This is a genomic window from Klebsiella sp. NPDC088457 (assembly GCF_044900465.1).
GTDB lineage: Bacteria > Pseudomonadota > Gammaproteobacteria > Enterobacterales > Enterobacteriaceae > Klebsiella.
The window spans coordinates 67,648-93,575 of the sequence record NZ_JBJDNH010000013.1 but is presented as its reverse complement, the minus strand read 5'-3'; the positions used below and the strand labels follow the sequence as shown (position 1 = coordinate 93,575).

The window sequence follows — 25,928 nt, the reverse complement described above, 5'->3', positions numbered from 1 at the left end:
GAAGCTATGTGAAGGGACGGTGAAGTTGCAGGGTGGCCACCACGCCCCCCTGCGGGCGATTCGCCAGCCGAATCTCGCCCTGATGCAATCGCGCCACCTCGTGGACGAAAGCCAGCCCCAGGCCGCTGCTTTTTTGGCCATTCGCGCGCGGCAGGGAGTAGAAACGCTCAAAAATACGCGCGAGAGCATAGTCAGGAACTCCGCTCCCGTTGTCGCTGACCGTCAGCTGTATACGCCCGTCGCGCGCTTCGGCAGCCATCACAATCTCGCCTCCCGTCGGGGTGAAGTCGATCGCGTTATCGAGCAGGTTGCCCAACGCCTGCGCCAACAGCTCGCTATCCCCTTCCATGGTCAACGCCCTGTCCTGGCAGCGCAGTTGCAGATGTTTCATCGCCAGCACGACCTCACGTTCCTGCGCCAGACGCTGGAAAAGATGCGCCACCGCGATCGGCCGTGGCGTAATCTCCAGACGATTCTCCAGCCGCGCCTGCTGCAGCAGCTTTTCCACCAGCGATTGCATGCGCGCATTTTGCGCGAGGATATTGTCGGTGAAGCGTGCAGCAACCGCCGGAGGCGGCCCTTCCCTCAGGATCTCCGCCGCGCCGCGGATTGCCGCCAGCGGGCTTTTTAGCTCATGCGTCAGCGCATGGGCGTAGTTTTCAATCGCGTGCTTACCTTCCAGTTTGATACGCATGCTTTCGAGCGCCAGCGCCAGTTTACGCAGTTCGCTGCTGCCAACAGCAGGCAGCGGCAGCGGACGATCGGCCGTCACGGAATCCGCGTAGCGCACCAGCTTGCCGATAGAAAAATTGATCCACCAGACCATCGCCGAGCCGATCAGCAGCGCAATCCCTAACAGCGCCCCGCCGGCCCACAAAATGCGACGTTCGCTGCGCTTAATCACCGAAGCCATCGCCTGATTGGGTTTACTGACGGTCAGCACGCCGATAATACGACCGTTATCGGTCACCGGGGCGGCGATATACATCGCTGAGCTGTCCGGATCGTCCGGGTCAGTTCGGGTGCTGCGGGCGCCGTACTGGCCGCGTAGCGTCAGCCAGACATCGTTCCAGCGGGAGTAGTCCTGCCCCACCGCTTCTCCTGTCGAGTCAAAAACGACTTTCCCCTGCGCGTCGGTCAGATAGACGCGGTATTCATTCCGGGTTTTGCGAATCCCCGCAATACTGGCGTTGATCGGCTGCTGGCGCAGCGTCTGAAAGGCCTCGGCCAGACGCCCCTGCTGCGGATTGGCGGCGAGTAAGTCTTCACGCGCCAGCGCGGCCAGCAGCGTTGCGGTATCAATCAGCGTACCTTCCGTTGCGCGGCGTACGCCGGGTTTGACCTCCTGAACGAAAATCGACAGGACGAACCACGCCGCAACGGCGACAATCAGGAAGTAGCCAAGCAGCAGCCGCATGCCGATGCGCATCAGAAGCCTCCCAGGCTATACCCCATGCCGCGGTGGGTGTTAATCGGCGAAAGATGAGGATTCACCTCACGCAGTTTGGCGCGCAGGGTTTTAATATGGGTATCGACGGTACGGTCGTAGCTCTCATGCGCATCGCTCCACACCCGTTCCATCAGCTGCCGGCGGGAAAAAACGCGGCCAGGGGCGTGCAGCAGCGTTTTTAGCAGCAGATATTCATAGCGGGTCAGCGTTAACGGTTGGCCGCACCAGGTCACCTGAGCGGTGGCGTCATTGAGGGTAAACTCGCCCACCTGCAGCCGTGGCGAAGGGGCGGAAAACTTTTGCAACCGGCGTAACACGGTGCGCACTCGCGCGCAGACTTCACGCGGGGAAAAGGGTTTGGCAATATAATCATCGGCGCCGATTTCGAGCCCCAGCAGCTTATCCACCTCCTCGCTGCGCGCCGTCAGGAACAGTACCGGTAACGCCGGATAGCGCGTCAGCAGCTGGCGGCAGAGCTCAAAGCCGCTGATATCCGGCAGACCGACATCCAGAATCGCCAGGTCCGGGATCTGCTGGCGGGCGGCATCCAGCGCGGGTAGCCCGCGCCCGAATACGCTGACGATAAAGCCTTCCTGCTGAAGCATATAGACCAGCGTATCAGCAATACTCTGCTCATCTTCCACCAACCAGATCCGCGGTTGTTGCATCGGCGTTCCCTGTTATTTATTCCATGGCATGATCGGCACGGCGCTGAGCGCGTTCTTCGGCGAACCGTCGACGACTTTATCCGAATAGCTCATGTAGATCAGCGCATTACGTTTACTGTCGTAAAAGCGTACCACCTGCAATTTTTTAAACACCAGCGAGGTGCGTTTCTGGAACACCACCTCACCCTGCGACTTGCCGTTCTTAATCTTATCACTCAGCTCGATCGGCCCGACCTGCTGGCAAGAAATGGCCGCATCAGAGGTATCTTCCGCCAGCCCGAGGCCACCCTTAATCCCGCCGGTTTTCGCCCGGCTGATGTAGCACGTCACATTCTGCACATCCGGATCGTCAAAAGCTTCCACGACGATTTTATGGTCCGGGCCAAAAAATTTGAATACCGTATCCACGGAGCCAATTTGTTCCGCCTGGGCGACCTGACAACCGGCCAGTAAAAACAGCCCGGCTACTAACTTCTTGTATTTCATATTGTTACCATTCTTTAGAATTTAGCGGAGTGATGACGTTCTGCTCAGTGGAAAATGTTTATAGATCACAGCTTTACAAAATTCCTCACCATCGCCACTGACAAATCGCATTTATAAGCAAAAAAAACACTGAATGCTAAAACATCAAAAAATGCTATTATCCGCTACCTTAGTAGCAGGCTACCTGAGTTTAAGGATGAGGACATTTTATGGATCAAGCAGGGATTATTCGCGATCTCCTTAGCTGGTTAGAAGGTCACCTGGATCAGCCACTGTCACTGGACAATGTGGCGGCAAAGGCGGGTTATTCCAAGTGGCATTTGCAAAGAATGTTTAAAGACGTGACCGGCCATGCCATAGGTGCCTATATCCGCGCTCGTCGCCTGTCAAAATCAGCGGTCGCCCTGCGCCTGACTGCCCGCCCGATTCTTGATATTGCGCTGCAGTATCGTTTTGACTCACAGCAGACTTTCACCCGCGCGTTTAAGAAACAGTTTTCTTTAACGCCGGCGCTGTACCGCCGCTCCCCTGACTGGAGCTCCTATGGTATGCGTCCTCCGCTGCGTCTGGGCGAGTTCGCCATGCCGAAGCATGAGTTCGTCACGCTAAGCAATACCCAGCTGATCGGCGTGACCCAGAGCTACACCTGCAAGCTCGAAGAGATCTCTGACTTCCGTACCCAGATGCGCGTGCAGTTCTGGCGTGATTTCCTCGGCAATTCGCCGTCAATCCCGCCGCTGCTGTACGGCCTGCACGAACCGCGTCCGAGCCTTGAAAAAGACGACGAGCAGGAGGTCTTCTATACCACCGCGCTGATGCCGGAGATGGCGAACGGCCACCTGCACAACTCCCAGCCGATCGTTCTGGAAGGCGGAGAGTATGTGATGTTCACCTACGAAGGGCCAGGGACCGGATTGCAGGAGTTTATCCTGACGGTGTATGGCACCTGCATGCCAATGCTCAACCTGACCCGCCGCAAGGGGCTGGATATTGAACGCTTCTTCCCGGAGGATGAAAGCCGGGATCAGGACACGCCGATTCAACTGCGTTGTGAGTACCTGATCCCGATTCGTCGTTAACGCTGCAGCTCATCCAACGCGGGGGCGTCAAGATGCGACACATCCCCCGCCGTTTCCACGACCCAGCCCGATGCCAACCACAGACTCTGCTGATAATCCACCCGTGAAATTGAGCAGTTACGCAAACGCAGGCGGCGTTCCGCATGCGCGGGCAGACCGAGAATCGTACTGACCAGGCAGCCCAACGCGATGCCGTGGCTCACCAGCAGCGGTCGGCTCCCGGCAGGCAGATCCAGGCAGGACGCCAGCGCGGCATGCATCCGTTCGCTCAGCTCCTGCATCGACTCGCCTTGTGGAATACGGCCGTCCGGGGTGCCATTTACCAGCCGACGACGCCACTCCTCTTCTTCTTCACTCAGCGAGTCGATATGGCGCTTCTCAAGAACCCCCATATCCAGCTCGCGCAGCCGCGAATCAAGGGTAACGCCGCAGCCGCAGGCTTCCGCGATAATTTCCGCCGTCCGGCGCGTACGCCCCAAATCACTGGCAATAATATGCGTAATACCCAGCGATCTGGCGCGCTCGCCGACCTGCCAGGCCTGACGTTCGCCGTGGGCGGTTAGCGGGCTGTCGGACTGGCCCTGAATACGTCGCTCGGCGTTCCACTGCGTTTCACCGTGGCGAACTAGGTGTACCTGTAACATGCGTTTTTTCCGTTCTGTGCTCTTCACAATTTCGCTTGCGGGCGCCGTGCCTGCAGCGAAAACGATTTGGAGTATACTGCGATGACGTTAATGTATTCTGAGTCGTTTGATTATGCACCATGTTGTCTCAGCTACCACCAATCCCGCCAAAATTCAGGCAATTCTGCAGGCGTTTAACGAGATCTTCGGCGCCGGATCCTGCCATATTGCGTCCGTCTCCGTCGAGAGCGGCGTACCGGAACAGCCATTTGGTAACGAGGAAACGCGCGCTGGCGCACGAAACAGGGTGAGCAACGCACGTATTGCGCAGCCGAATGCCGATTTCTGGGTCGCCATTGAAGCCGGGATCGACGACGGCAGCACCTTCAGCTGGGTGGTGATTGAAGATCGCCATCAGCGCGGCGAAGCGCGATCGGCGACGTTGCCATTACCGACGGTGATCCTGGAACAGGTTCGCGCCGGTGAGGCATTAGGCCCGGTGATGTCGCAGCATACCGGTATTGATGAGATTGGCCGCAAAGAAGGCGCTATCGGCGTCTTCACCGCCGGTAAACTCACCCGCAGCAGCGTCTATCACCAGGCAGTGGTGCTGGCGTTAAGCCCGTTCCATAACCCTATTTACCGTTAAGCAGAGCCTGTTCCAGCCACTGTCGCAGCTCGGGCGGGGCCGATTTCAGGCTGTTGGAGCCGCGGGTAATGGTGGCAATCCCGGCGCCGAGCTCATTTTTGAGCTCGCGCTGGCTCATTTCGCCACGCAATAACTCTTCAATGATACGCACCCGCGTGCCCAGCGCTTCGCGCTCATCGGGCGTCAGCATTAATTGCAGTAATGGCAGATGCAGATCGTCGGCGTACGCCTGCTGGAGTAACGCTACGAAGCGAAGCCATTCCTGATGACGCTGTTCGGCCACTGCCGCTGAATATGGAGATTGTTGGGTCATGTTACGCCGCCATGTTGAGGCAGGCGACCGTGGCCGCCTGTCGAATGTACTCATTAACGAGTACAAAGCATAACATACTCCGTTCAATACTCTATCGATTTCGCGCGCCGGATCGCCGGCATGCCGCTCTCCGACGCGCGAATCACGGCGAGTATCAGTAGCGTTGCTTCCACTCCGCATCGCTCAGCATCGGCCCATTCTGCCCCATAAAGTAACGGTAGTACGCATCATAGGAGAGCACGTTCTTCACGTAGCCACGGGTTTCCGAGAACGGAATGCTCTCGATGAAGGCCACCGCATCGATGCGCCCGGCGCTATTGCCCTGCCAGGTCCGCACGCGTCCGGGACCGGCATTGTAGGCCGCCGAGGCATAGATACGGTTGTTACCGAACTGCTGATAAACATATTGCAGATAGCTGGTGCCAATATTGATATTGGTTGCCGGATCCAGCAGCTGTGACGGGCCGCTGTAGCCCGGGAGATTAAACATGCTGACCGTATGGGTCGCGGTACCCGGCATGATCTGCATCAGGCCGCTGGCGCCGACCGGCGAGCGGACTTTCGGATTCCAGGCGCTCTCCTGCCGGGCGATCGCCATCGCGTAGCTCTGCGGGATATCTTTGCCGCTGATATAACGCGAGAAGAGATCGTTGTAGGCCAGCGGGAAGCGCTCTTCCAGCTGATCCCATAGCTTTCCGGCGATCGTGGCCTGAACGCTGAGATCCCACCAGTGCTGGTTGAAAGCGTAGCGCGCCAGCTGCGCCTGCTGATCTTTGGTCCGGCTGGTCACCAGGTTCGCCCATTCACTGCGGGCGGTGTTATCCATATTCCAGTACATCAGCTCGCGGACCCGGGCCATTTCCGGCCCCGAGGTCAACGCAGAGTCAAGGTTGGCCGGCGCTTTATCGATCCGGAAGGTAAACTCCTCTCCCAGACGCTGGGCGGCGATCATCGGATAGAAACCGCGCTGCTGCATCAGCGAGTGGAGGATCGCTTTCGCTTCGTCATCGCGCCCGCGCTCCAGCAGCAGATCCGCCTGCCAGTAGCGCCACTCATCTTTCTCTTTCGCTTCCATCGGCAGGCGCGCCAGCCAGGTATTCAGGCCGCGACGATCGCCGATCCCCAGCGCCATCCGCACCCGTCGTTCCACCAGCGGGGTGGATTGCGAACGCATAATGGCGTCATCGCGCCAGACGGCCTGTTCTTCGGTCACGTCGTTGCCCATCAGACGCCAGGCGACGATATCCCGAAGTTCCTGGGTTTGATCGTCATTGAGCTGCTGGGCCTGCACCAGCGAGGGGATCATCAGCCGGGCGTTTTCTACATCCTGGCGGGCGACGCTGGCAAACGCCACCGCCGCCATCTGGCGGGTGAAATCCGTCGCCCCGGTTGTGCGGGCGAAGGTCATCACGGTATTCGGATCATTGGCCAGCGCCACCACCGCGGACGAAATCGTCTGGTATTCAGGCGGCATCTGTTGCGCCAGCACGCTGACCAGGCCGGTATTACCCGCCTTCATCGCCAGGCGAATACGCTCAAGCCAGGCCAACGGGTCCTGCTTGCCGGAAGATCGCCAGGCGCTAAACAGCGCGTCACAGGCATTGGGCTGGCTTTTACCGCTCAGCCACAGCGTTTTCGCCCCTTCCCAGGCTTCCTGCGCCTGGCCCACGCTCAGTTTCGCATAGTAGTAATTACACTGCGCCTCGGTGCTGGCCGGCTTATCCGGACTAAACGCCAGCAGTCCTTGCCAGTCGCTACGACGCGCCAGCTCGTTGACGAAGCGCGATTTAAGGGAACGCGCGGGCGGCAGCGTCGGGTTCGCTTCGATGAAGTTTTTCACCACCAGCGTCGGCTGGTTCATCAGATCGTCAGCAATCTGCCGGTACTGGAGATAGGGGTATAGCGGATAGGTGGTTAGCGTAGGCATCAGCTGATCGACGATGGACATCTGCCGGCTGTCCCATGCCTGCTTAATTTGAGCGTAGCGGCTGCGCTGTTCATCCAGTGAATCCGCATGCGCCAGTTGGCTGAGCGTCAGCAGACTCACGCTGGCCGCCAGCAGACGCCATGCCATCGTTTTGGCTTTTTCCACAAGCTCTTCCTCTATATTAAGTACATCAGAGCAGCATCGTGCCGCGTGTAAAATATCCCGGTGTCGCTTTAGATATGCTAACCAGACAACGCCAAACGTGCCACGTCCTGGACATTTTTTTACTCTTCTGTGAATCCCATCGCCTCTCTGGGATTAACGCGCGAAAAAGGCTACACTTCGCCTTTGAAAACTATTCCGCAAAATAAAAGAGGCGAAGTCCACCGTGGCTCAATTCGTTTATACCATGCATCGTGTCGGCAAAGTGGTTCCGCCGAAACGACATATTTTGAAAAATATCTCCCTGAGCTTCTTCCCTGGCGCGAAGATCGGCGTTCTCGGTCTGAACGGCGCCGGTAAGTCCACCCTGCTACGCATTATGGCCGGTATCGATACCGATATTGAAGGTGAAGCCCGTCCGCAGCCGGGTCTTAAAATTGGCTATCTGCCGCAGGAGCCGCAGCTGAACCCGGAGCAAACCGTTCGTGAGTCCGTGGAAGAAGCGGTTGCCGAAGTGGTTAGCGCGCTGAAGGGCCTGGACGAGGTGTATGCGAAGTACGCCGAGCCGGATGCCGATTTCGATAAGCTCGCGGCGCAGCAGGGCAAGTTCGAAGAGATTATCCAGGCGCACGACGGCCACAACCTGAACGTTCAGCTGGAGCGTGCGGCCGATGCCCTGCGTCTGCCGGACTGGGACGCGAAAATCGCCAACCTTTCCGGGGGGGAACGCCGCCGCGTGGCGCTGTGCCGCCTGCTGCTGGAAAAACCGGACATGTTGCTGCTCGACGAACCGACTAACCACCTGGATGCCGAATCCGTGGCGTGGCTGGAACGCTTCCTCCACGACTTCGAAGGTACCGTGGTGGCGATTACCCACGACCGTTACTTCCTCGATAACGTGGCCGGCTGGATCCTCGAACTCGACCGCGGCGAAGGGATTCCGTGGGAAGGCAACTACTCTTCATGGCTGGAGCAGAAAGATCAGCGTCTGGCGCAGGAAGCCTCTCAGGAAGCGGCGCGCCGCAAATCCATTGAGAAAGAGCTGGAATGGGTACGCCAGGGCGCGAAAGGCCGTCAGTCGAAGGGCAAAGCCCGTCTGGCGCGCTTTGAAGAGCTCAACAACGTTGAGTATCAGAAGCGTAACGAAACCAACGAACTGTTTATTCCGCCTGGAGCCCGTCTGGGGGATAAAGTCGTTGAGGTGAGCAACCTGCGTAAATCCTACGGCGATCGCCTGCTGATCGACGATCTGACCTTCTCCGTACCGAAAGGAGCCATCGTCGGGATCATCGGGCCGAACGGCGCGGGTAAATCGACCCTGTTCCGCATGATGTCCGGCCAGGAACAGCCGGATGCCGGCTCTATCACCCTCGGTGAAACCGTGAAGCTGGCGTCCGTCGATCAGTTCCGTGACGCGATGGATAACAGCAAAACCGTCTGGGAAGAAGTTTCCGGCGGGCTGGATATCATGAAGATCGGCAACACCGAGATGCCAAGCCGCGCCTACGTCGGCCGCTTCAACTTTAAAGGTGTCGATCAGGGTAAACGCGTTGGCGAATTGTCCGGCGGCGAGCGCGGTCGTCTGCACCTGGCGAAGCTGCTGCAGGTTGGCGGCAACGTGCTGCTGCTCGATGAACCGACCAACGACCTGGATATCGAAACTCTGCGCGCGTTGGAAAACGCCCTGCTGGAGTTCCCGGGCTGCGCGATGGTCATCTCGCACGACCGTTGGTTCCTCGACCGTATCGCCACCCACATTCTGGATTACCAGGATGAAGGCAAGGTGGAGTTCTTCGAAGGTAACTTTACCGAATACGAAGAGTATAAGAAACGCACCCTCGGCGCCGATGCGCTGGAGCCGAAGCGAATCAAATACAAGCGTATCGCGAAGTAAGCCACGCAGTCATAAAACGGGCGGCTCATACTATAATGCCGATCATTTAAGGATTCATTGGCCGCTCCTGTGGTGACATAAAAATCCGTAATCACAGCGTGATTACGGATTTTTTTATGCGGGGAAGCCAGAAAACGGATGTCCTGCGGAATATTCCGCTGACTTCCGAGGAATGTTCCGTTCACGGTGAATGCATCACTTTTCTCACCCCCGCGCTGCCAGCCTGTGACCGCTCTGTCGCTATATCGTTGCTGAACGTTTTTTCAGCAACGACCATTATGTCAGCATGGAACATCGGGACAGACAGCAGGGGGTTGGGACGGCTAAAAATCGCTGAGGCGCAGGCGGCCCCGAAGGGGTGAGCTCCAGAGGGAGGGGCGAACAACCTGGCGGAGGCAAGCCTTACGGGGAAGTGACCTCTTGCCGTCCGCGAAAAGCCAGACGGCGAAGACGGGAGACGAAGGTGTCGCGCAGCGACGATTTTTCTTGCCTGAATGCCGGGTTCCCGGGGCCGGACGAAACCGGCCCCGGGCAGTTCACCTGCATGGCGGGAAACAAAAGTGTGCGAAACATATGGTGATATTCCACCGTAAGCGAACGGGATATTTTACAGCACAAGCGAAGAAAACAGCTTCGCCAAACCACCGTTTACCGGCATCACGTCACGCCACGATAAACCCTAAAAATATGCTGGCCGCCTTGAGTGACCAGCAGGACGATCAGCCCGGCTCGCCCATCAGCTGTTTCACCAGCTCGACGCAGCGCAGGAAGCGCGTATCGTAGTCCGGCTCTTTGACATGCACGAAGTCAATCTCATTTTCTTTAAGCAACGACACCAGCAGGGTCTGGAACTCTTTGCGATCCACCGAGCTGCCGAGGCTGCGTAAACCATCGGCCACCCACGGGGTATTGTTCTCCAGCAGGATCACCAGGTCGAAGCGATACTCGTCGATCAGCGCCTGCACGAAAGGGTGCTCGCGCCCCTCATATTTAAGGCAGAAGGCCTGGGTACTGACAAAATCGGTATCGATAAACGCCACTTTATTAGCATATTTCACTGCAAAATCAATGTACTGAGCATGACCAAGCGCGATTTTGTCATAATCGGAATACTGCAACGCCATCTCGTCGCCGCCGAGGTGCGAGAAGACGTAATCACGGCCATACTCCCAGGCGCTGGTGGTATTAAAAATGTTCGAGAGCTTATTCACCAGCGTCGATTTACCGCTCGACTCGCCGCCGAGGATCGCCACCGTACGCACGAAGAACGGCTTCACTTCCGTTGGGATATATTCCCAGTAGCGGAACGGGTTTTCACGGATCTGCCCGCCGCTGATGCTCATAAAGGTGCGCTTAGGATCGATCAGCACGGTTTCGATCCCCAGATGCTGTAAATACTGGTGCGCATCCGCCTCTTCCGAGGTGTAGATCCAGTTTGGCTGAATGCCCTTATCGCTCATAAATCCGCGGATCCCGCGGCTCCAGACGTCCCAGCCGTGTGGGTAAGGCTCCATCCCCTCTTCATTAAACGCATGAATGCGGATGTTTTTCTGATATTTGAAGGTTTGCAGCAGCCAGCGCAAACGGTCAGAGACCGTCGGCTGTTGCGACATCGCGCTGTCTTCGAACAGCTGACGATCGCGGGTATCGTCGTAGCCCATAATGATGTGCAGTTCGTCCACCTGGCTACAGGCGCGCTGAATCAAATAGATGTGCCCGGTATGCAGCGGGTAAAACTTACCAAACACCACGCCGACGCTCTTTTGCTGACGCGGAAACTCAAGGCCGAGAAAACGGTGCAGCGCTTCCAGCTTCTGCGCGCTTGGGCTTTTGATTTTGGCATTCAACAGTTGGCTCAGATAGCCTTTGGTCATTCCGCTGGCTTCCGCCACCTGCTGCAGCGTACAGCCCTTCTGCTTAATGGCGGTTTTGAGATAGTCGAACGATGACACAAGAGCCTCCTGCTTTACTAAAAATAAAGAAAATACCCGATGGCTTTCTGCTGGCGGGCAGGCGGCAAACGAGTGAACGCCATGACCCGGGTGAACGAACGCCGCCTACGCCTCTGCCGCCGCAAAGGCGACGGGTATTTAATTATAAGTCGTCAAAGACACTTAGTGCGTCTGAAAGCTTTTTCACACCAAAGATTTGCATCCCTTCCGGCGCTTTTTTCGGCACGTTGGCCGCCGGGACAATAGCGCGGCGGAAGCCGTGCTTCGCCGCCTCGGAGATACGCTCCTGGCCGCTGGGCACCGGACGGATCTCGCCGGACAGCCCCACTTCACCAAAGACCACCAGATCGTGCGGCAGCGGACGATCGCGCAGGCTGGAGACCATCGCCAGCAGCAGTGCCAGATCGGCGCTGGTTTCCGCCACCTTCACCCCGCCAACAACATTCACAAACACGTCCTGATCGGCCATCTGCAGCCCGCCGTGGCGGTGCAGTACCGCCAGCAAAATGGCCAGACGGTTTTGTTCCAGCCCTACCGCCACGCGGCGCGGATTAGACATCATCGAGTGATCGACCAGCGCCTGAATCTCCACCAGCAGCGGACGGGTGCCTTCCCAGACCACCATCACCGAACTGCCGGAGGTGACTTCGTCGCCGCGGCTGAGGAAAATCGCGGAAGGGTTGCTGATTTCACGCAGCCCCTGTTCGGTCATCGCGAAAACGCCCAGCTCATTCACCGCGCCGAAGCGGTTTTTATGGCTGCGTAAGGTGCGAAAGCGCGAGTCGGCGTCGCCATCCAGCAGCACCGAGCAGTCAATACAGTGCTCCAGCACCTTCGGCCCGGCCAGCGAGCCATCTTTGGTCACATGACCCACCATCACAATCGCCACGCCGCGCGTTTTCGCAAAGCGCGTCAGATAGGCCGCGGTTTCGCGCACCTGGGCAACGCTGCCCGGCGACGACTGCACGTCGGCCATATGCATCACCTGGATCGAGTCGATGACCATCAGCTGCGGCTTTTCTTCATCGGCTATCTGGCAGATTTGCTCAATGCTGGTCTCGGAGAGCATATTGAGATTGGCGGTCGGCAGCCCGAGGCGGTGCGCGCGCATCGCCACCTGCTGCAACGACTCTTCCCCGGTGACGTACAGCGTTTTCATGCTTTCCGCCAGCCGGCACAGCGTTTGCAGCAGCAACGTCGATTTACCGGCCCCCGGGCTACCGCCAATCAGAATCGCGCTGCCCGGCACCACGCCGCCGCCGAGGACGCGGTCAAACTCTTTAAATCCGGTGGAAAAACGCGGTAGCGCCTCAAGGCTGATCTCCGACAGCTTTTGCACCTTCGACACGCCGGCATTACCGGCATAGCCCGTCAGGCGTTCGTTTCTCGCCACCTGCGGCGAAGCGGCAATACGCACCTCAGTGATGGTATTCCAGGCATGACAGGCGCTGCACTGCCCCTGCCAGCGCGGGTAATCCGCACCACATTCATTACAGACAAATGCGCGTTTTGGAGCTTTCGCCACGTTAACCTCTTACTTTTGATTCATGCTGCCCGAGAGGATACAGAATACCCCCATCAGGTCAGCGTGGCGGATGGTGACCTCCGCCAGCTCATTCACTTTGGGTTTAGCATGATAGGCGATCCCCAGACCCGCCGCCTTAATCATCGGTAAATCGTTGGCGCCATCGCCGATTGCCACGGTTTGCGTCGGCGGAATTTCATATTTCTCCGCCAGTTTGCGCAACGTCGCGGCCTTATATTTCGCATCAACGATATCGCCAATCACGTTACCGGTCAGTTTACCATCCATAATCTCCAGCTCATTGGCGACCACGGCGTCAAGATGCAGCTTATCGCGCAGATATTCGGCGAAGAAGGTAAAGCCGCCGGAGGCAATCGCCACCTTCCAGCCCAGCGTTTCCAGCTTCAGCACCAGCTGCGTCAGCCCCGGCATCAGCGGCAGCGATTCACGCACCTGCAGCAGAATATTGGCATCGGCATCTTTTAGCGTCGCCACCCGCTGACGCAGGCTGGCGGTAAAATCCAGTTCGCCGCGCATCGCGCGTTCGGTCACTTCCGACACCAGCTCGCCGGTCCCGGCCAGTTTGGCGATCTCATCAATGCACTCGATCCGAATCGCCGTGGAGTCCATATCCATCACCAGCAGCCCGGGCGTGCGCAGGTGCGGGATTTTACCCAACGGCGCCACATCCAGCCCCGCTTCGTGCGCCAGCCGGGTCGCCCGCTGGGTCAGCGAGCCCGCCAGGCGAATCACCTGGTAGTCTTCGACAACCCAGGATGCGACGATAACCAGCGCCGCCCCCAGTTCGTGCTGCCAGGCCGTCAAACGACGCTTATCAAGACCGCGCCCGTAGAGTAACCAGCCGCTGCGTCCAGCGTGATAATCCAGCGGCATGACCTCATCACCGCTTAGCGAAAGCGGTAATCCAGGCCACAGGGAAACATCTTCAGGCAGGTCGCACCAGGTCAAACTGTTTGGCATTACGGCTCCACATTTCTTTATTCAGACCAGGAAAATAACGCATGAGGCTACCTTGTAACCAACGCTTCTGGCAACATTAAGCTGTAAATATTAAAGGTGGAATATGGTACGCGCAAAACTGAAATTCCGACTGCATCGCGCCGTCATTGTTCTTATCTGTCTCGCACTGCTTGTCGCCCTGATGCAAGGCGCGTCGTGGTTCAGCCAGAACAGCCAAAAGCAACGTAATCCGCAGTTAGAAGAACTGGCCCGCACCCTTGCGCAGCAGGTTACGCTGAATCTGGCGCCGATGATGCGTAGCGAAACGCCCGACGAGAAGCGCATTGGCCAGCTGCTGGAACAGCTTACGCAACGGAGCCGCATTCTTGATGCCAGCGTCTATGACGACCAGGGCGATTTGGTCGCCCGCTCCGGCGAAGGCGTCGACGTGCGCGACCGGCTGGCGCTGGACGGCAAAAAAGCCGGCGGCTATTTCAATCAGCAAATCGTCGAACCCATCGCGGGTAAAAACGGCCCGCTGGGCTATCTGCGCCTGACGCTGGATACCCATACCTTAGCCACCGAGGCGAAACAGGTAGATAATACCACCAATATTCTACGCCTGATGCTGCTGCTGTCGCTGGCCATCGGCGTCGTCCTGACCCGCACCTTGCTGCAGGGGAAGCGCACCCGCTGGCAGCAATCGCCCTTCCTGCTCACCGCCAATAAGCCGGTACAGGACGAAGATAAAGATGAATAAGGAAATCCCCGATGTCGACGCTACGCCTGCTGCTCTCAGACTCCTATGACCCCTGGTTCAACCTCGCGGTAGAAGAGTCTATTTTCCGCCAGATGCCCGCCACGCAGCGGGTGCTATTTCTGTGGCGCAACGCTGACACGGTGGTCATTGGCCGGGCGCAAAACCCGTGGAAAGAGTGCAACACCCGCCGGATGGAAGAGGACAACGTGCGTCTGGTGCGCCGCAGCAGCGGCGGCGGCGCGGTATTCCACGACCTGGGCAATACCTGCTTTACCTTTATGGCGGGGAAGCCGGAGTACGATAAAACCGTCTCGACGCAAATTGTGCTGGCCGCGCTCAACGCGCTCGGCGTGACGGCGGAGGCTTCCGGGCGCAATGACCTGGTGGTCAAAACCGCCGAAGGCGATCGCAAAGTCTCCGGCTCGGCCTACCGGGAAACCCTCGACCGCGGCTTTCACCACGGCACGCTGCTGCTGAATGCCGATTTAAGCCGCCTGGCGAACTATCTCAACCCGGATCAAAAGAAGCTGCAGGCAAAGGGCATTACCTCGGTACGCGGCCGCGTCGCCAATCTGGTCGACCTGCTGCCGGGTATTACCCATCAGCAGGTCTGCGCCGCGATTGAGGAGGCCTTTTTTAACTATTATGGCGAGCGCGTGGCTGCGGAAGTGATTTCGCCGGATAACACGCCGGATCTGCCGAACTTTGCCGAAACCTTCGCCCGCCAGAGCAGCTGGGCATGGAATTTTGGTCAGGCGCCCGCCTTCTCTCATCTGCTGGATGAGCGCTTTCGCTGGGGAGGCGTCGAACTGCATTTCGACGTCGAGAAGGGTCATATCACCCGCGCACAGGTGTTCACCGATAGCCTGAACCCGGCGCCGCTGGAAGCGCTGGCGACACGCTTGCAGGGCAGTCCGTATCGCGCCGAGGCGCTGCGGCAGACATGTGAAGCGCTACGGGCGGATTTCCCCGAGCAGGAACAGGAGCTACGTGAGCTGTCCGCATGGATAGCGGGTGCGGTGCGGTAACGGGGGGAGAAAGGTATCTGCTGCGGCGTGAGCGCCTTAGCGGGAAACCGCGGCCCTCCCCAAATCGGGGAGAGCCGTTCGTCTTACTCTTGATCGCCGAGCAGAACAGATTCGAGGGCGATTTTGATCATATCGTTGAAGGTGGTCTGACGCTCGGCAGCGGTAGTCTGCTCGTGCGTACGGATATGGTCAGAGACGGTGCAGATAGTCAGCGCTTTCGCCCCGAACTCCGCCGCCACGCCGTAGATACCGGCCGCTTCCATTTCCACGCCCAGGATGCCGTATTTTTCCATGACGTCGAACATTGACGGGTCCGGCGTGTAGAACAGGTCGGCGGAGAAAATGTTACCCACGCGGGCGTCTACGCCCAGCGCTTTCGCGGCGTCAACGGCGTTACGCACCATGCCGAAGTCAGCAATCGCCGCAAAGTCATGGTCCTTAAAACGCAGACGGTTTACTTTAGAGTCGGTGCACGCGCCCATACCGATCACCACGTCACGCAGTTTCACATCAGCGCGTACCGCGCCGCAGGAACCCACGCGAATGATCTTCTTCACACCAAAATCGGTGATCAGCTCTTTGGTATAGATGGAGCAGGAGGGGATACCCATACCGTGGCCCATCACGGAGATTTTGCGGCCTTTATAGGTACCGGTGAAGCCCAGCATGCCGCGCACGTTGTTCACTTCGCGCACATCTTCGAGGAAAGTTTCGGCAATATGCTTCGCACGCAGCGGGTCGCCCGGCATCAGCACGACGTCAGCGAAATCACCCATCTCGGCGTTAATGTGTGGAGTTGCCATCGTTTTATCCTTTTATTTTTTGTCTGCATAATGGGCGGGAAGTCCCCGCCCAAATCCATCAGAACATGGCTTTGCCATATTCCATATCAGAGGTACCGAAGTACTTCGCCAGGGTCTGACCGATGTCGGCGAAGGTTTCGCGGTGGCCAAGTGAACCCGGTTTAACCTTCGGACCGTAAACCAGAACCGGGATATGCTCACGGGTATGGTCGGTACCGGTCCAGGTCGGGTCGCAGCCGTGGTCGGCGGTGAGGATCAGAATATCGTCTTCACCGACCAGCGCCATCAGCTCAGGCAGACGGCGGTCGAACAGCTCCAGGCCCGCGGCGTAGCCCGCCACGTCGCGACGGTGGCCCCATGAGGAGTCAAAGTCGACGAAGTTGGTAAAGACGATAGTCTCGTCACCGGCTTCTTTCATCTCTTTAATGGTGGCGTCAAACAGCGCATCCAGACCGGTGGCTTTCACTTTTTTAGTGATTCCACAGTTGGCGTAGATGTCGGCGATTTTGCCCACGGAAACCACCTGACCGCCCTTCTCGTCCACCAGCTTCTGCAGCACGGTGGCGGCAGGCGGCTCGACGGCCAGGTCATGGCGGTTACCGGTACGCTGGAAGTTACCCGCCTTGTCACCGATAAACGGACGCGCAATCACGCGGCCGATGTTGTACCCGCCTTCGGTCAGCTCTTCGCGCGCGATTTCGCACAGCTCATACAGCTTATCCAGACCGTAGGTCTCTTCATGGCAGGCAATCTGGAACACCGAGTCAGCAGAGGTGTAGAAAATCGGCTTGCCGGTTTTCATATGCTCTTCGCCCAGCTGATCCAGAATCACGGTACCAGAAGAGTGGCAGTTGCCGAGGTAGCCCGGCAGGTTTGCGCGCTTAACCAGTTTGTCCAGTAGCTCCTGCGGGAAGCTGTTTTCATGGTCAGAGAAATAGCCCCAGTCAAACAGCACCGGCACGCCGGCGATTTCCCAGTGCCCAGACGGCGTATCTTTACCGGAAGAGAGTTCGTGCGCCCATGCATAGGCGCCGACGATTTCCGCGTTTCCATCCATTCCTGCCGGAATGAAGCCAGTAGAACCTTCATGCGCTTTCGCCAGACCCAGACGAGTCAGGTTTGGCAAATTCAGCGGGCCTTGACGGCCATTGTCAGCTTCCCCTTTGGCACAGGCTTCAGCAATGTGTCCCAGAGTGTCTGAGCCGACGTCGCCAAAACGAGCGGCATCTTCAGTCGCACCGATGCCGAAGGAGTCCAGCACCATAATAAATGCACGTTTCATATTATTCTCCGTACCTTTTGCGCTGCAAAAAAGCGATCAGATCAGTATACCGTTATTCGGTGATTCGGCGATAGACCGTCGGGTTTTCTTTCGGTGCCTTATCGTCCAGTTTAATTGCCGCTTTGACGGCTTTGGCGGCGTCCTGCCAGCTGGTTTCGTCTTTGGCGTGAATCACCGCCAGCGGTCGCTGCCCGTCAACGCTATCGCCCTGGCGAACCATATCGGTAAAGCCAACGCTATAATCAATCGGGTCGGACGCCTGGCGACGGCCGCCGCCCATCGACACCACCGCCATACCCAGCGCACGGGTGTCCATTTCGCTGACAAAGCCTTCACCATCCGCGTAGACCGCTTTGCTCAGCATGGCGGCAGGCAGATAGTTATCGTAGTTTTCAATGAAATCACGCGGGCCCTTCTGCGCGGCCACCATCCGGCCAAAGACTTCCGCCGCTTTGCCGTTATCCAGCACCGCCTGCAGCTTCGCCCGCGCCTCAGCGTCGTCCTGAGCCAGCCTGCCGGAAATCAGCATCTCGACGCACAGCGCCATGGTCACATCAAACAGACGCGGATTACGATATTCACCGGTCAGGAACTGTACCGCTTCACGGACCTCGACGGCATTGCCGGCGCTGGAGGCCAGAACCTGGTTCATATCGGTCAGCAGCGCGGTCGTGCGCACCCCTGCGCCGTTGGAGACGCCAACGATCGCTTCGGCCAGCGCAGCAGAGAGTTCATAGGTCGGCATAAAGGCGCCGCTACCTACTTTCACATCCATCACCAGCGCATCGAGACCTTCCGCCAGTTTTTTCGCCAGAATCGACGCGGTGATCAGCGGGATGGAGTCCACCGTCGCGGTAATATCGCGGGTGGCATAGAAACGTTTGTCGGCAGGAGCCAGCGAGCTGGTCTGCCCGATGATGGCCACGCCAACATCCTGAATAATTTCGCGGAAACGGCTGTCGTCCGGGAAGATATCAAAGCCCGGAATGGCTTCCAGTTTGTCGAGGGTACCGCCGGTATGGCCGAGGCCGCGCCCGGAGATCATCGGCACATAGCCGCCGCAGGCGGCAACCATCGGGCCAAGCATCAGCGACGTCACATCGCCAACCCCGCCGGTAGAGTGCTTATCGACAATTGGGCCGTTAAGGTTAAGGCTTTTCCAGTCCAGAACGGTTCCTGAATCCCGCATCGCCATGGTCAGCGAAACGCGTTCCGGCATCGACATATCGTGGAAAAAGATGGTCATCGCCAGCGCGGCGATCTGCCCTTCGGAAACGGTGTTATCGCGAATCCCGTTGATGAAAAAGCGAATTTCATCATCGCTCAGCGCGTGACCATCACGTTTTTTTCGAATAATTTCTTGTGCGAGAAACAAGGTAACCCCCTGAGGAATAAGGTCAGTTTTGGCGGGCGGCGTTCTCTGCGCCCGCGCTAAGATCCTGTCGTCCGGCCGAGCGCAGCGACGCCGGGGAGACCCAGGAGTCGGCGCTGCCGCGCCTCGTCCGGGCGACATTTACGCCTTAGTAGCTGCTGGCGATCTTACCGTCGCCGTGACCCAACGCTTTCAGCAGGCTGGCCAGCAGGCTGGATGCGCCAAAACGATAGTGGCGAGAGTCCGCCCAGTCAGCGCCAAACAGTTCATCGGCAATCGCCAGAAACTGCCGGGCGTCTTCGGCGCTACGTACGCCGCCCGCGGGCTTAAAGCCGACGGTTTTCTGCACGCCCATATCGCGGATCACTTCCAGCATGATGCGCGCACTTTCCGGCGTCGCGTTCACCGGTACTTTACCGGTAGAGGTTTTGATGAAATCCGCGCCTGCTTTGATAGAGATTTCAGACGCTTTACGGATTAATGCTTCTTCTTTCAGCTCACCGGTTTCGATGATCACTTTAAGCAGTACGTTGGCCGCCGCACAGGCTTCCTTGCAGGCTTTTACCAGATCGAAGCCGACCTGTTCGTTGCCGGCGATCAGCGCGCGGTACGGGAATACCACGTCAACTTCATCCGCGCCGTAGGCAATCGCCGCGCGGGTTTCCGCCAGCGCGATATCGATATCATCGTTACCGTGCGGGAAGTTGGTTACCGTGGCGATACGGATGTCCGGGGTGCCCTGCGCGTTCAGCGTTTTGCGAGCGATCGGGATAAAGCGCGGATAGATGCAGATAGCCGCGGTATTGCCTACCGGCGTTTGCGCCTGATGGCACAGCGCGATCACCTTCTCATTGGTGTCATCGTCATTCAGCGTGGTCAGGTCCATCAGTTTCAACGCGCGCAGGCTGCTTGCAGATAAATCAGTCATTTCATACTCCGACGGCTTATTGCCGGTTCAATAGTTTGTTTCACCTTGCGAGTCTGTGATTATTGTAACATCACCTCGCAGCCACACTTCGACATCCATCACAGTTAATGAAAACCAATTGCTAATTTGCATTATAATAATGTGATTATTGTCACTAAAAATGGTTCAGTACCGACCTTCTCCCGGCCCGACTATCTTTAAGCATAATCAAAATGGCTTACCGCGAGAGGATGTTATTATTATAACATAAACTAACGCTCACTCTCGACAAAAACGGATGACATTTGTGCTGATAACGGCTTAATACCCGTCTATTGCATGAAAATAAAGGGGTTTATTTAAAAGCAAGGAATGATGGAATTATCACATCAGGAAGAAAAGCAGCGATAGATCTGATGCGGTGCGGAATCGAAAGGAATACGGCAATCGCTCTTTTCGCCCGTGACGCGTCGCGCGAAAACAAAACAATGGGCTGCGAAGGCGGGAAGACTCCCTGGCCCCTCACATTGCGTAGAACAATTCTTTTGTATTATTCATCAGGGCGTTAGCAATAACGTCAGCCGGTTCCTCGCGCAGTTCACACAGGGTGGCAAAGACGCGCGCCGCCTGTTCCGGCCGATTAGGTTGCCCCTGAAAGCCATTGAGCGGCATATCCGGGGCATCCGTTTCCAGCAGCAGCGCCGACAGCGGCAGACGCGCCATCACCTCACGGCTCTTACTGGCCCGCGGATAGGTGATGGTGCCACCCACGCCGATTTTATAGCCCGACTGCACAAAACGCTCCGCCTGCTGCAGACTGCCGGCAAAGCCGTGTACCACGCCGGTTCTGGGCAGCGCATGTCGTTTCAGCAGCATCGCCAGCTTATCGTGCGTGCGTCGGGAATGAAGAATCACCGGCAGGTCGTAGCGTTTTGCCAGCCGCAGCTGCGCCTCCAGCACCGCCTGCTGGCGCTCAAACTGCGGATCTTCACGATAGAGATCGAGACCGATCTCCCCCACCGCCACCAGCTTTCGCCCGCGCTGCTGCAGGCAGGCTTCAAGCTGTTCAAGACTGCGTTCATCGTGGCGTTCAATCGCAATAGGGTGCAAGCCTACGGCGGCGTACAAGGCATCGTGCTGTTCCGCCAGCGCCAGCACCCGGGGGAAATGTTCCGCCGCAATTGCCGGAACAATAATTTGCATCACGCCCGCTGCCGTGGCCCGGGCAAGACTCTCTGTTTCGTGACCGGCGAACGGCGGAAAATCAAAATGGCAATGAGTATCAATAAACTGCAGCGTCATGCCAGATCCTCGTTATCAAAGCTGGCATCATTGGCCTGTGGGGCGGCGACGAAGGTTGCCTGATGCGCGTCATTGGCGACAGACGCCGGCGGGACCACCACCGCAGTCGGTTGCACAACCCGCGGCATATGGCGCAGCAATGGCGGACGATCGGCAAGCAGCTTCCCGACCGTCGCCAGAAAGTAGCGCCCGCACTGACGGCCGGTTTTATAGTCTTCCAGCAGCGCCGGTAGACGACTCCCCAGGGCCATGCTTTTCAGCGGTTTCTGGGGAAAAATTTCGAGGATCCGCAGCTTACCCGGCGGCTTCTCAATAAACTGCTGAGTGGCGCGGTAGGTGGCTTCATGGTGTTGTACCAGATTCACAAACGGCTGCAGACTGCTTTCGCCCAGCCAGCGCTCCATTCGCTTAAACCACTGCGGGGTATAGTACATCTGCGAGGGCACCGTGCGGATCACCACGATAGTCTGTGCCCCGCGTTTGGCCGCCTCCTGAACGGGAATCGCATCGCTGACGCCGCCGTCCAGATAGCTGATGCCGTCCAGCATGACGCCGCTGCGATAAAAACCGGGAATCGCGCTCGAGGCGCGGATCAGATCAAGCCAGGTATTTTGCGTGGGGGAAAAGTAGTTTGGCGTATAGTCATCGCCGCGGCAGGCGCACATCCACAGCTCTTTCCCTTGGGCGAAGCGCTCCTCCGCATAGCTCATCGCCAGCGGCATTTTTTGCGATGTCGTCGCCACCAGCCAGTCGAGGTCGATCAGGTTGCCGCCGCGGACAAAGCGCATGGGATCGAAAAATTCGCGGGCGGTGGTGTAGCGGGTGATGACCTTACGCGCATAGCCCTGCTGGTTACACATATACGCCGACAGGTTCTGCGCCCCGGCAGATGTTCCGAGCATAATGTCGAAAGGGTTGAATCCGGCGCGCATAAACTCATCCAGCACCCCGGCGGTAAAAATCCCTCGCTGACCGCCGCCTTCGCACACCAGGCCTAACCTGCCCGGTTCAAACGGCTTCACTGATAACGGCGCAATATTGCCTAACGTTACGGGAATTCGCTGCCCCACCCTGCTTTCCTGTTCTGTTTATTCTATTACAACAATGTAACGTCATTTTTATACCCCTGAAACGGCGAAAGCCAGTCACAAGGACTGGCTTTATGTAAAACTGTATGTCTTGAATGCGTTTTTGGCGACTTAGGCCGGGGTTAAAACGGCCGCTATGGGCGCCGGCGCCCGGTGAACAGACTGACCAGGAACAGAATGATACCGACCACAAAGACAATTTTCGCCGCCCAAGCCGCGGTACCCGCCAGGCTACCAAATCCTAAAGCTGCGGCAATTAAGGCGATGACCAGAAAAATAATGCCCCATCGAAACATAATGCTCTCCTTACCATAGTGGATAACGGTCGCTTTTCTGCGCGCTCAGGCTGCGCATACACCAACCCTGTCGTGCTCTTATTAACGGCAATAAATAAGAATGAATGGAATTATTTAACGCTGAGATTATTTTCGACGCGTTTCACGCCCGAAACGGCTTTCGCAATATCGCCCGCTCGCTCCGCCTGCTGGCGAGAGTCAACGGTACCGGAGAGACGCACGGTTCCGGCGCTGGTTTCAACGGTGACTTTTCGCGACGGGACGATATCATCCGCCAACAGTTTGGCTTTGATTTCACTGGTCACAGCGGTGTCTCCCGCATAGCCCTTCAGACTTGCCGACGGCTCTTTTTCCAGCACGCTAAGCTTGTCATCAACGGAAGCGACGCCTTTAACCTCTTTCGCCACCTTAACCGCCTGCTCCTGCTGCGCCTTGCTGTCCACAGAGCCGCTCAGCGTGACCGCTTTATTCTCCGTTTTCACTGAGATATCGGTGCTGCTGATACTTTTATCGTCGATCAGCGCCGCTTTCACCCTGGCGGTGATGGTGCTATCGTCCATAAAATCGCCGACCTTGTTCAGTGAGCTATCGACAGCCTGACCCGCGCTATTGGCAACAGACTTTGCGCTATCCGTCGTCGAGTTATCTGCATATGCCGAGGCGCTTATCATGGCCGAGCCTAAGAAGAGAGCCAGCAACGTCCCGGCATTCTTTAGTCTTGTCATCGTTATGCCCTCGTTATTTCTGTTTCGGTAAAACAAAATAAGTAGCTTATTAAGCCAGAATTTTAAAAATTACTTATTAAATATAGTAGAAGGCGATGAAGCAGACGGGAAATATGCACAAAAAATCAGTATGGCGGGGATATTTAAGAACTTTCTACAATGCCAGGAACAGGTAAAAAAAGCGTGGAGCGCAGCGCGAGCCGCGCTCCGGAAGGGATTAGTGCTCGCGAGTTTTGCGGAACAACACTTCAGGATAACGTTCCTGCGTCAGATTCAGGTTAACCATCGTAGGGGCGATATAGGTCAAATTATCACCGCCATCGAGGGCCAGCTGAATTTCGTTTTTACGCTTAAACTCCTCAAACTTTTTCACGTCGGTTGATTCCACCCAACGCGCGGTCGCCACGTTCACCGATTCGTAAATCGCTTCAACGTTGTATTCGCTCTTCAGGCGGGCAACAACCACGTCAAACTGCAGCACACCGACGGCGCCGACAATCAGATCGTTATTGGCGATCGGACGGAAGACCTGCACCGCCCCCTCTTCGGAGAGCTGAACCAGCCCTTTCAGCAGCTGTTTCTGTTTCAGCGGATCCTTAAGACGAATACGACGGAACAGCTCCGGTGCGAAGTTCGGGATACCGGTGAACTTCATCATTTCGCCCTGGGTGAAAGTATCGCCAATCTGAATGGTTCCGTGGTTGTGCAACCCGATGATATCGCCCGGATAAGCCTCTTCAACGTGCGAGCGGTCGCCGGCCATAAAGGTCAGCGCGTCGGAAATAACCACATCTTTACCGATACGCACCTGGCGCAGCTTCATGCCCTTCTCATATTTACCGGACACCACGCGCATAAAGGCCACGCGGTCGCGGTGTTTCGGGTCCATGTTGGCCTGAATTTTAAAGACGAAGCCGGTGAACTTGTCTTCTGCCGCCGTCACTTCACGGGTATCCGTTTTACGCGGCATCGGCGCGGGCGCCCACTCAACCAGGCCGTCCAGCATATGATCGACGCCGAAGTTACCCAATGCGGTACCGAAGAAGACCGGGGTAATTTCGCCTGCGAGGAACAGCTCTTTATCAAATTCGTTCGAGGCGCCCTGCACCAGCTCCAGCTCATCGCGCAGCTGCTGGGCCAGATCTTCGCCCACCGCCCGATCGAGATCCGGGTTGTTCAGTCCTTTAACGATCCGCACTTCCTGGATGGTGTGGCCCTTGCCGGTCTGATACAGGTAGGTTTCATCTTTATACAGATGGTATACGCCCTTAAACAGTTTACCGCAGCCAATCGGCCAGGTGATCGGCGCGCAGCCGATTTTCAGCTCGTTTTCCACTTCATCCAGCAGCTCCATCGGATCGCGGATATCACGGTCGAGCTTGTTCATAAAGGTCAGGATCGGCGTATCGCGCAGACGGGTCACTTCCATCAGCTTACGGGTACGATCTTCAACGCCTTTTGCCGCATCGATCACCATCAGGCAGCAGTCCACCGCCGTCAGCGTACGGTAAGTATCTTCGGAGAAGTCTTCGTGGCCCGGGGTGTCCAGCAGGTTAACCAGGCTACCGTGATACGGGAACTGCATCACCGAGGTGGTAATGGAGATACCACGCTGCTTTTCCATCTCCATCCAGTCAGATTTTGCATGCTGGCTGGAGCCGCGGCCTTTTACGCTGCCGGCGGTCTGAATCGCCTGTCCGAACAGCAGCACCTTTTCGGTGATGGTGGTTTTACCGGCATCCGGGTGAGAAATAATGGCAAAAGTGCGGCGCTTAGCCACCTCTTGCAGATAAGGAGACAACGTCATAATTCAATCTTCTTAGTAAACGCGGCAACCGGCCACGCATGTTGAATACGAAAAATTGCGGCTATTTTACCCATCAATAGGGGGGAGGCAATCAGTGTTTACACAGGAGCTGCTCCAGTTCGCTTAAAGAGGCCACCGTCCAGTCCGGCTGGAGGTCCGCAGGCAGTTCGCGCTGATGGGCATTCAGCCAGCAGGTCGCGAGGCCCGCGTTCACACCGCCGCGAATATCGGACTCCGCCGTATCTCCCACCATCAGCACGCGGGAACGTTCGGGGTGGCCCGCCTGCGCCAGCGCGTAATCAAAAATGCGCGCATCCGGCTTCGCCACGCCCACTTCTTCAGAAATAATCAGTAAATCAAAGTGATCGCGCAGCCCGGTGCGCTCCAGCCGGATCTGCTGTAACGACGTAAATCCGTTGGTGATGATGCCCATCTTGACCTTGCCCTGCAGCGCGTTCAGCAGCGATACCGCCCCCGGCAGCGGGGCGCAAATCTCAGCCATGGCGTTCATGAACGCGTCGTTGAGCTCGCCCGGCGGCACGCTGAGGCGTTCGGCCCAGCTATCAAAACGCTGATGCTGTAGCTGCAAAGCGGTGATAGCGCCGTTCTGGTAATCCACCCACAGCGGCTTATTCACGGCCTGATAGTCCTGAAAATCTTCGGCGGTAAAGGTCACGCTATAGTCGAGAAACATGCGCTGTAAACCGGTAAAAGAGTCAAACGTAAACAGCGTTTCGTCGGCATCAAAGAAAATCCAGTCCCACTTCATCGTATCACCTTGTCGTTGCCCACCCCGTAGGCATAGTTGTTGCAGCAAGTCTGAACGCCACCGGCTCCGACTTACCCATAAAAAACCCTACCGCGCCAGGC

25 protein-coding genes are annotated in these 25,928 nt (G+C 57.3%); 5 read left to right on the top strand and 20 right to left on the bottom strand.

Annotated elements, in window-relative coordinates:
* Positions 1 to 4: 4 nt before the first annotated feature.
* From creC to creA, 3 genes are read right to left on the bottom strand one after another with little or no spacing between them, the layout of a single operon-like run.
* Positions 5 to 1,429 carry a two-component system sensor histidine kinase CreC gene (gene creC / locus ACI2JR_RS10655; RefSeq protein ID WP_462478505.1) on the bottom strand — a complete coding sequence of 475 codons (1,425 nt, stop codon included), beginning with the start codon at positions 1,427 to 1,429 and terminating at the stop codon, positions 5 to 7.
* Entirely contained in the window at positions 1,429 to 2,118 is a 690-nt protein-coding gene (gene creB / locus ACI2JR_RS10650) for a two-component system response regulator CreB (RefSeq protein WP_462478504.1), read from the bottom strand. Before creB ends, creC begins: the two co-directional genes overlap by 1 nt.
* A gap of 12 nt (positions 2,119 to 2,130) precedes the next feature.
* Positions 2,131 to 2,604, bottom strand: a complete 474-nt coding sequence (creA, locus tag ACI2JR_RS10645) for a protein CreA (protein ID WP_132729982.1) — start codon at positions 2,602 to 2,604, stop codon at positions 2,131 to 2,133.
* A gap of 209 nt (positions 2,605 to 2,813) precedes the next feature.
* On the opposite strand from creA, the gene robA reads away from it, so the two are divergent.
* Complete coding sequence (robA, locus tag ACI2JR_RS10640) at positions 2,814 to 3,683, top strand: MDR efflux pump AcrAB transcriptional activator RobA (protein ID WP_132729983.1); 870 nt, start codon at positions 2,814 to 2,816, stop codon at positions 3,681 to 3,683.
* On the opposite strand, the gene gpmB is transcribed toward robA, so the two are convergent.
* Positions 3,680 to 4,327: a 2,3-diphosphoglycerate-dependent phosphoglycerate mutase GpmB gene (gene gpmB, locus ACI2JR_RS10635; RefSeq protein WP_132729984.1), complete on the bottom strand. Its 648-nt coding sequence runs from the start codon at positions 4,325 to 4,327 to the stop codon at positions 3,680 to 3,682. The genes robA and gpmB overlap by 4 nt on opposite strands.
* Before the next feature lie 112 nt (positions 4,328 to 4,439).
* Here gpmB and yjjX point away from each other — a divergent pair, with 112 nt between their 5' ends.
* The gene (gene yjjX / locus ACI2JR_RS10630) at positions 4,440 to 4,955 is read left to right on the top strand and encodes an inosine/xanthosine triphosphatase (RefSeq protein ID WP_132729985.1); all 516 of its coding nucleotides are present in this window, start codon (positions 4,440 to 4,442) and stop codon (positions 4,953 to 4,955) included.
* Here the strand turns inward: yjjX and trpR are convergent.
* Positions 4,942 to 5,268 (bottom strand): trp operon repressor, encoded by a 327-nt coding sequence (gene trpR / locus ACI2JR_RS10625; RefSeq protein ID WP_132729986.1) that lies wholly within the window; start codon positions 5,266 to 5,268, stop codon positions 4,942 to 4,944. The genes yjjX and trpR overlap by 14 nt on opposite strands.
* A gap of 154 nt (positions 5,269 to 5,422) precedes the next feature.
* Positions 5,423 to 7,360 carry a murein transglycosylase gene (gene sltY / locus ACI2JR_RS10620; RefSeq protein ID WP_132729987.1) on the bottom strand — a complete coding sequence of 646 codons (1,938 nt, stop codon included), beginning with the start codon at positions 7,358 to 7,360 and terminating at the stop codon, positions 5,423 to 5,425.
* Between the two features lie 223 nt (positions 7,361 to 7,583).
* Between sltY and ettA the strand changes: the two genes are divergently transcribed.
* A complete protein-coding gene (gene ettA / locus ACI2JR_RS10615) occupies positions 7,584 to 9,251 on the top strand; it encodes an energy-dependent translational throttle protein EttA (RefSeq protein ID WP_132729988.1) in 1,668 nt (555 codons plus the stop codon).
* A gap of 402 nt (positions 9,252 to 9,653) precedes the next feature.
* On the opposite strand, the gene ACI2JR_RS10610 is transcribed toward ettA, so the two are convergent.
* From ACI2JR_RS10610 to serB, 4 genes are all read right to left on the bottom strand, one after another.
* Entirely contained in the window at positions 9,654 to 9,824 is a 171-nt protein-coding gene (locus ACI2JR_RS10610) for a hypothetical protein (RefSeq protein ID WP_165905726.1), read from the bottom strand.
* 146 nt (positions 9,825 to 9,970) lie between these two features.
* The gene (gene nadR / locus ACI2JR_RS10605) at positions 9,971 to 11,203 is read right to left on the bottom strand and encodes a multifunctional transcriptional regulator/nicotinamide-nucleotide adenylyltransferase/ribosylnicotinamide kinase NadR (protein ID WP_132729989.1); all 1,233 of its coding nucleotides are present in this window, start codon (positions 11,201 to 11,203) and stop codon (positions 9,971 to 9,973) included.
* Positions 11,204 to 11,345: 142 nt separating this feature from the next.
* Positions 11,346 to 12,728: a DNA repair protein RadA gene (gene radA / locus ACI2JR_RS10600; protein WP_462478503.1), complete on the bottom strand. Its 1,383-nt coding sequence runs from the start codon at positions 12,726 to 12,728 to the stop codon at positions 11,346 to 11,348.
* 9 nt (positions 12,729 to 12,737) lie between these two features.
* Positions 12,738 to 13,709 carry a phosphoserine phosphatase gene (gene serB / locus ACI2JR_RS10595; RefSeq protein WP_132729991.1) on the bottom strand — a complete coding sequence of 324 codons (972 nt, stop codon included), beginning with the start codon at positions 13,707 to 13,709 and terminating at the stop codon, positions 12,738 to 12,740.
* 103 nt (positions 13,710 to 13,812) lie between these two features.
* Between serB and ACI2JR_RS10590 the strand changes: the two genes are divergently transcribed.
* Together ACI2JR_RS10590 and lplA are read left to right on the top strand one after the other, a co-directional pair.
* Positions 13,813 to 14,448 (top strand): YtjB family periplasmic protein, encoded by a 636-nt coding sequence (locus tag ACI2JR_RS10590; protein WP_462478502.1) that lies wholly within the window; start codon positions 13,813 to 13,815, stop codon positions 14,446 to 14,448.
* 11 nt (positions 14,449 to 14,459) lie between these two features.
* Entirely contained in the window at positions 14,460 to 15,476 is a 1,017-nt protein-coding gene (gene lplA / locus ACI2JR_RS10585) for a lipoate--protein ligase LplA (protein WP_462478501.1), read from the top strand.
* An 83-nt stretch (positions 15,477 to 15,559) separates the two neighbouring features.
* On the opposite strand, the gene deoD is transcribed toward lplA, so the two are convergent.
* From deoD to yjjG, 10 genes are all read right to left on the bottom strand, one after another.
* Complete coding sequence (deoD, locus tag ACI2JR_RS10580; RefSeq protein ID WP_041143950.1) at positions 15,560 to 16,279, bottom strand: purine-nucleoside phosphorylase; 720 nt, start codon at positions 16,277 to 16,279, stop codon at positions 15,560 to 15,562.
* Positions 16,280 to 16,337: 58 nt separating this feature from the next.
* On the bottom strand, positions 16,338 to 17,561 hold the full coding sequence (deoB, locus tag ACI2JR_RS10575) for a phosphopentomutase (RefSeq protein ID WP_132729994.1): 1,224 nt from the start codon (positions 17,559 to 17,561) through the stop codon (positions 16,338 to 16,340).
* 52 nt (positions 17,562 to 17,613) lie between these two features.
* A complete protein-coding gene (gene deoA / locus ACI2JR_RS10570) occupies positions 17,614 to 18,936 on the bottom strand; it encodes a thymidine phosphorylase (RefSeq protein ID WP_132729995.1) in 1,323 nt (440 codons plus the stop codon).
* A 145-nt stretch (positions 18,937 to 19,081) separates the two neighbouring features.
* Positions 19,082 to 19,861 (bottom strand): deoxyribose-phosphate aldolase, encoded by a 780-nt coding sequence (deoC, locus tag ACI2JR_RS10565; RefSeq protein ID WP_462478500.1) that lies wholly within the window; start codon positions 19,859 to 19,861, stop codon positions 19,082 to 19,084.
* A gap of 501 nt (positions 19,862 to 20,362) precedes the next feature.
* Positions 20,363 to 21,142, bottom strand: coding sequence for a TatD family hydrolase (locus tag ACI2JR_RS10560; protein ID WP_132729997.1), 780 nt, complete (start codon positions 21,140 to 21,142; stop codon positions 20,363 to 20,365).
* Positions 21,139 to 22,212: a patatin-like phospholipase family protein gene (locus ACI2JR_RS10555; RefSeq protein WP_132729998.1), complete on the bottom strand. Its 1,074-nt coding sequence runs from the start codon at positions 22,210 to 22,212 to the stop codon at positions 21,139 to 21,141. The genes ACI2JR_RS10560 and ACI2JR_RS10555 overlap by 4 nt, the downstream gene beginning before the upstream one ends.
* Before the next feature lie 152 nt (positions 22,213 to 22,364).
* A complete protein-coding gene (locus ACI2JR_RS10550; RefSeq protein WP_004857650.1) occupies positions 22,365 to 22,526 on the bottom strand; it encodes a DUF1328 domain-containing protein in 162 nt (53 codons plus the stop codon).
* Positions 22,527 to 22,636: 110 nt separating this feature from the next.
* On the bottom strand, positions 22,637 to 23,251 hold the full coding sequence (osmY, locus tag ACI2JR_RS10545; protein ID WP_132729999.1) for a molecular chaperone OsmY: 615 nt from the start codon (positions 23,249 to 23,251) through the stop codon (positions 22,637 to 22,639).
* Between the two features lie 217 nt (positions 23,252 to 23,468).
* Positions 23,469 to 25,058, bottom strand: a complete 1,590-nt coding sequence (prfC, locus tag ACI2JR_RS10540; protein WP_132730000.1) for a peptide chain release factor 3 — start codon at positions 25,056 to 25,058, stop codon at positions 23,469 to 23,471.
* A gap of 91 nt (positions 25,059 to 25,149) precedes the next feature.
* A complete protein-coding gene (gene yjjG / locus ACI2JR_RS10535; protein WP_132730001.1) occupies positions 25,150 to 25,827 on the bottom strand; it encodes a pyrimidine 5'-nucleotidase in 678 nt (225 codons plus the stop codon).
* Between the last annotated feature and the right edge of the window lie 101 nt (positions 25,828 to 25,928).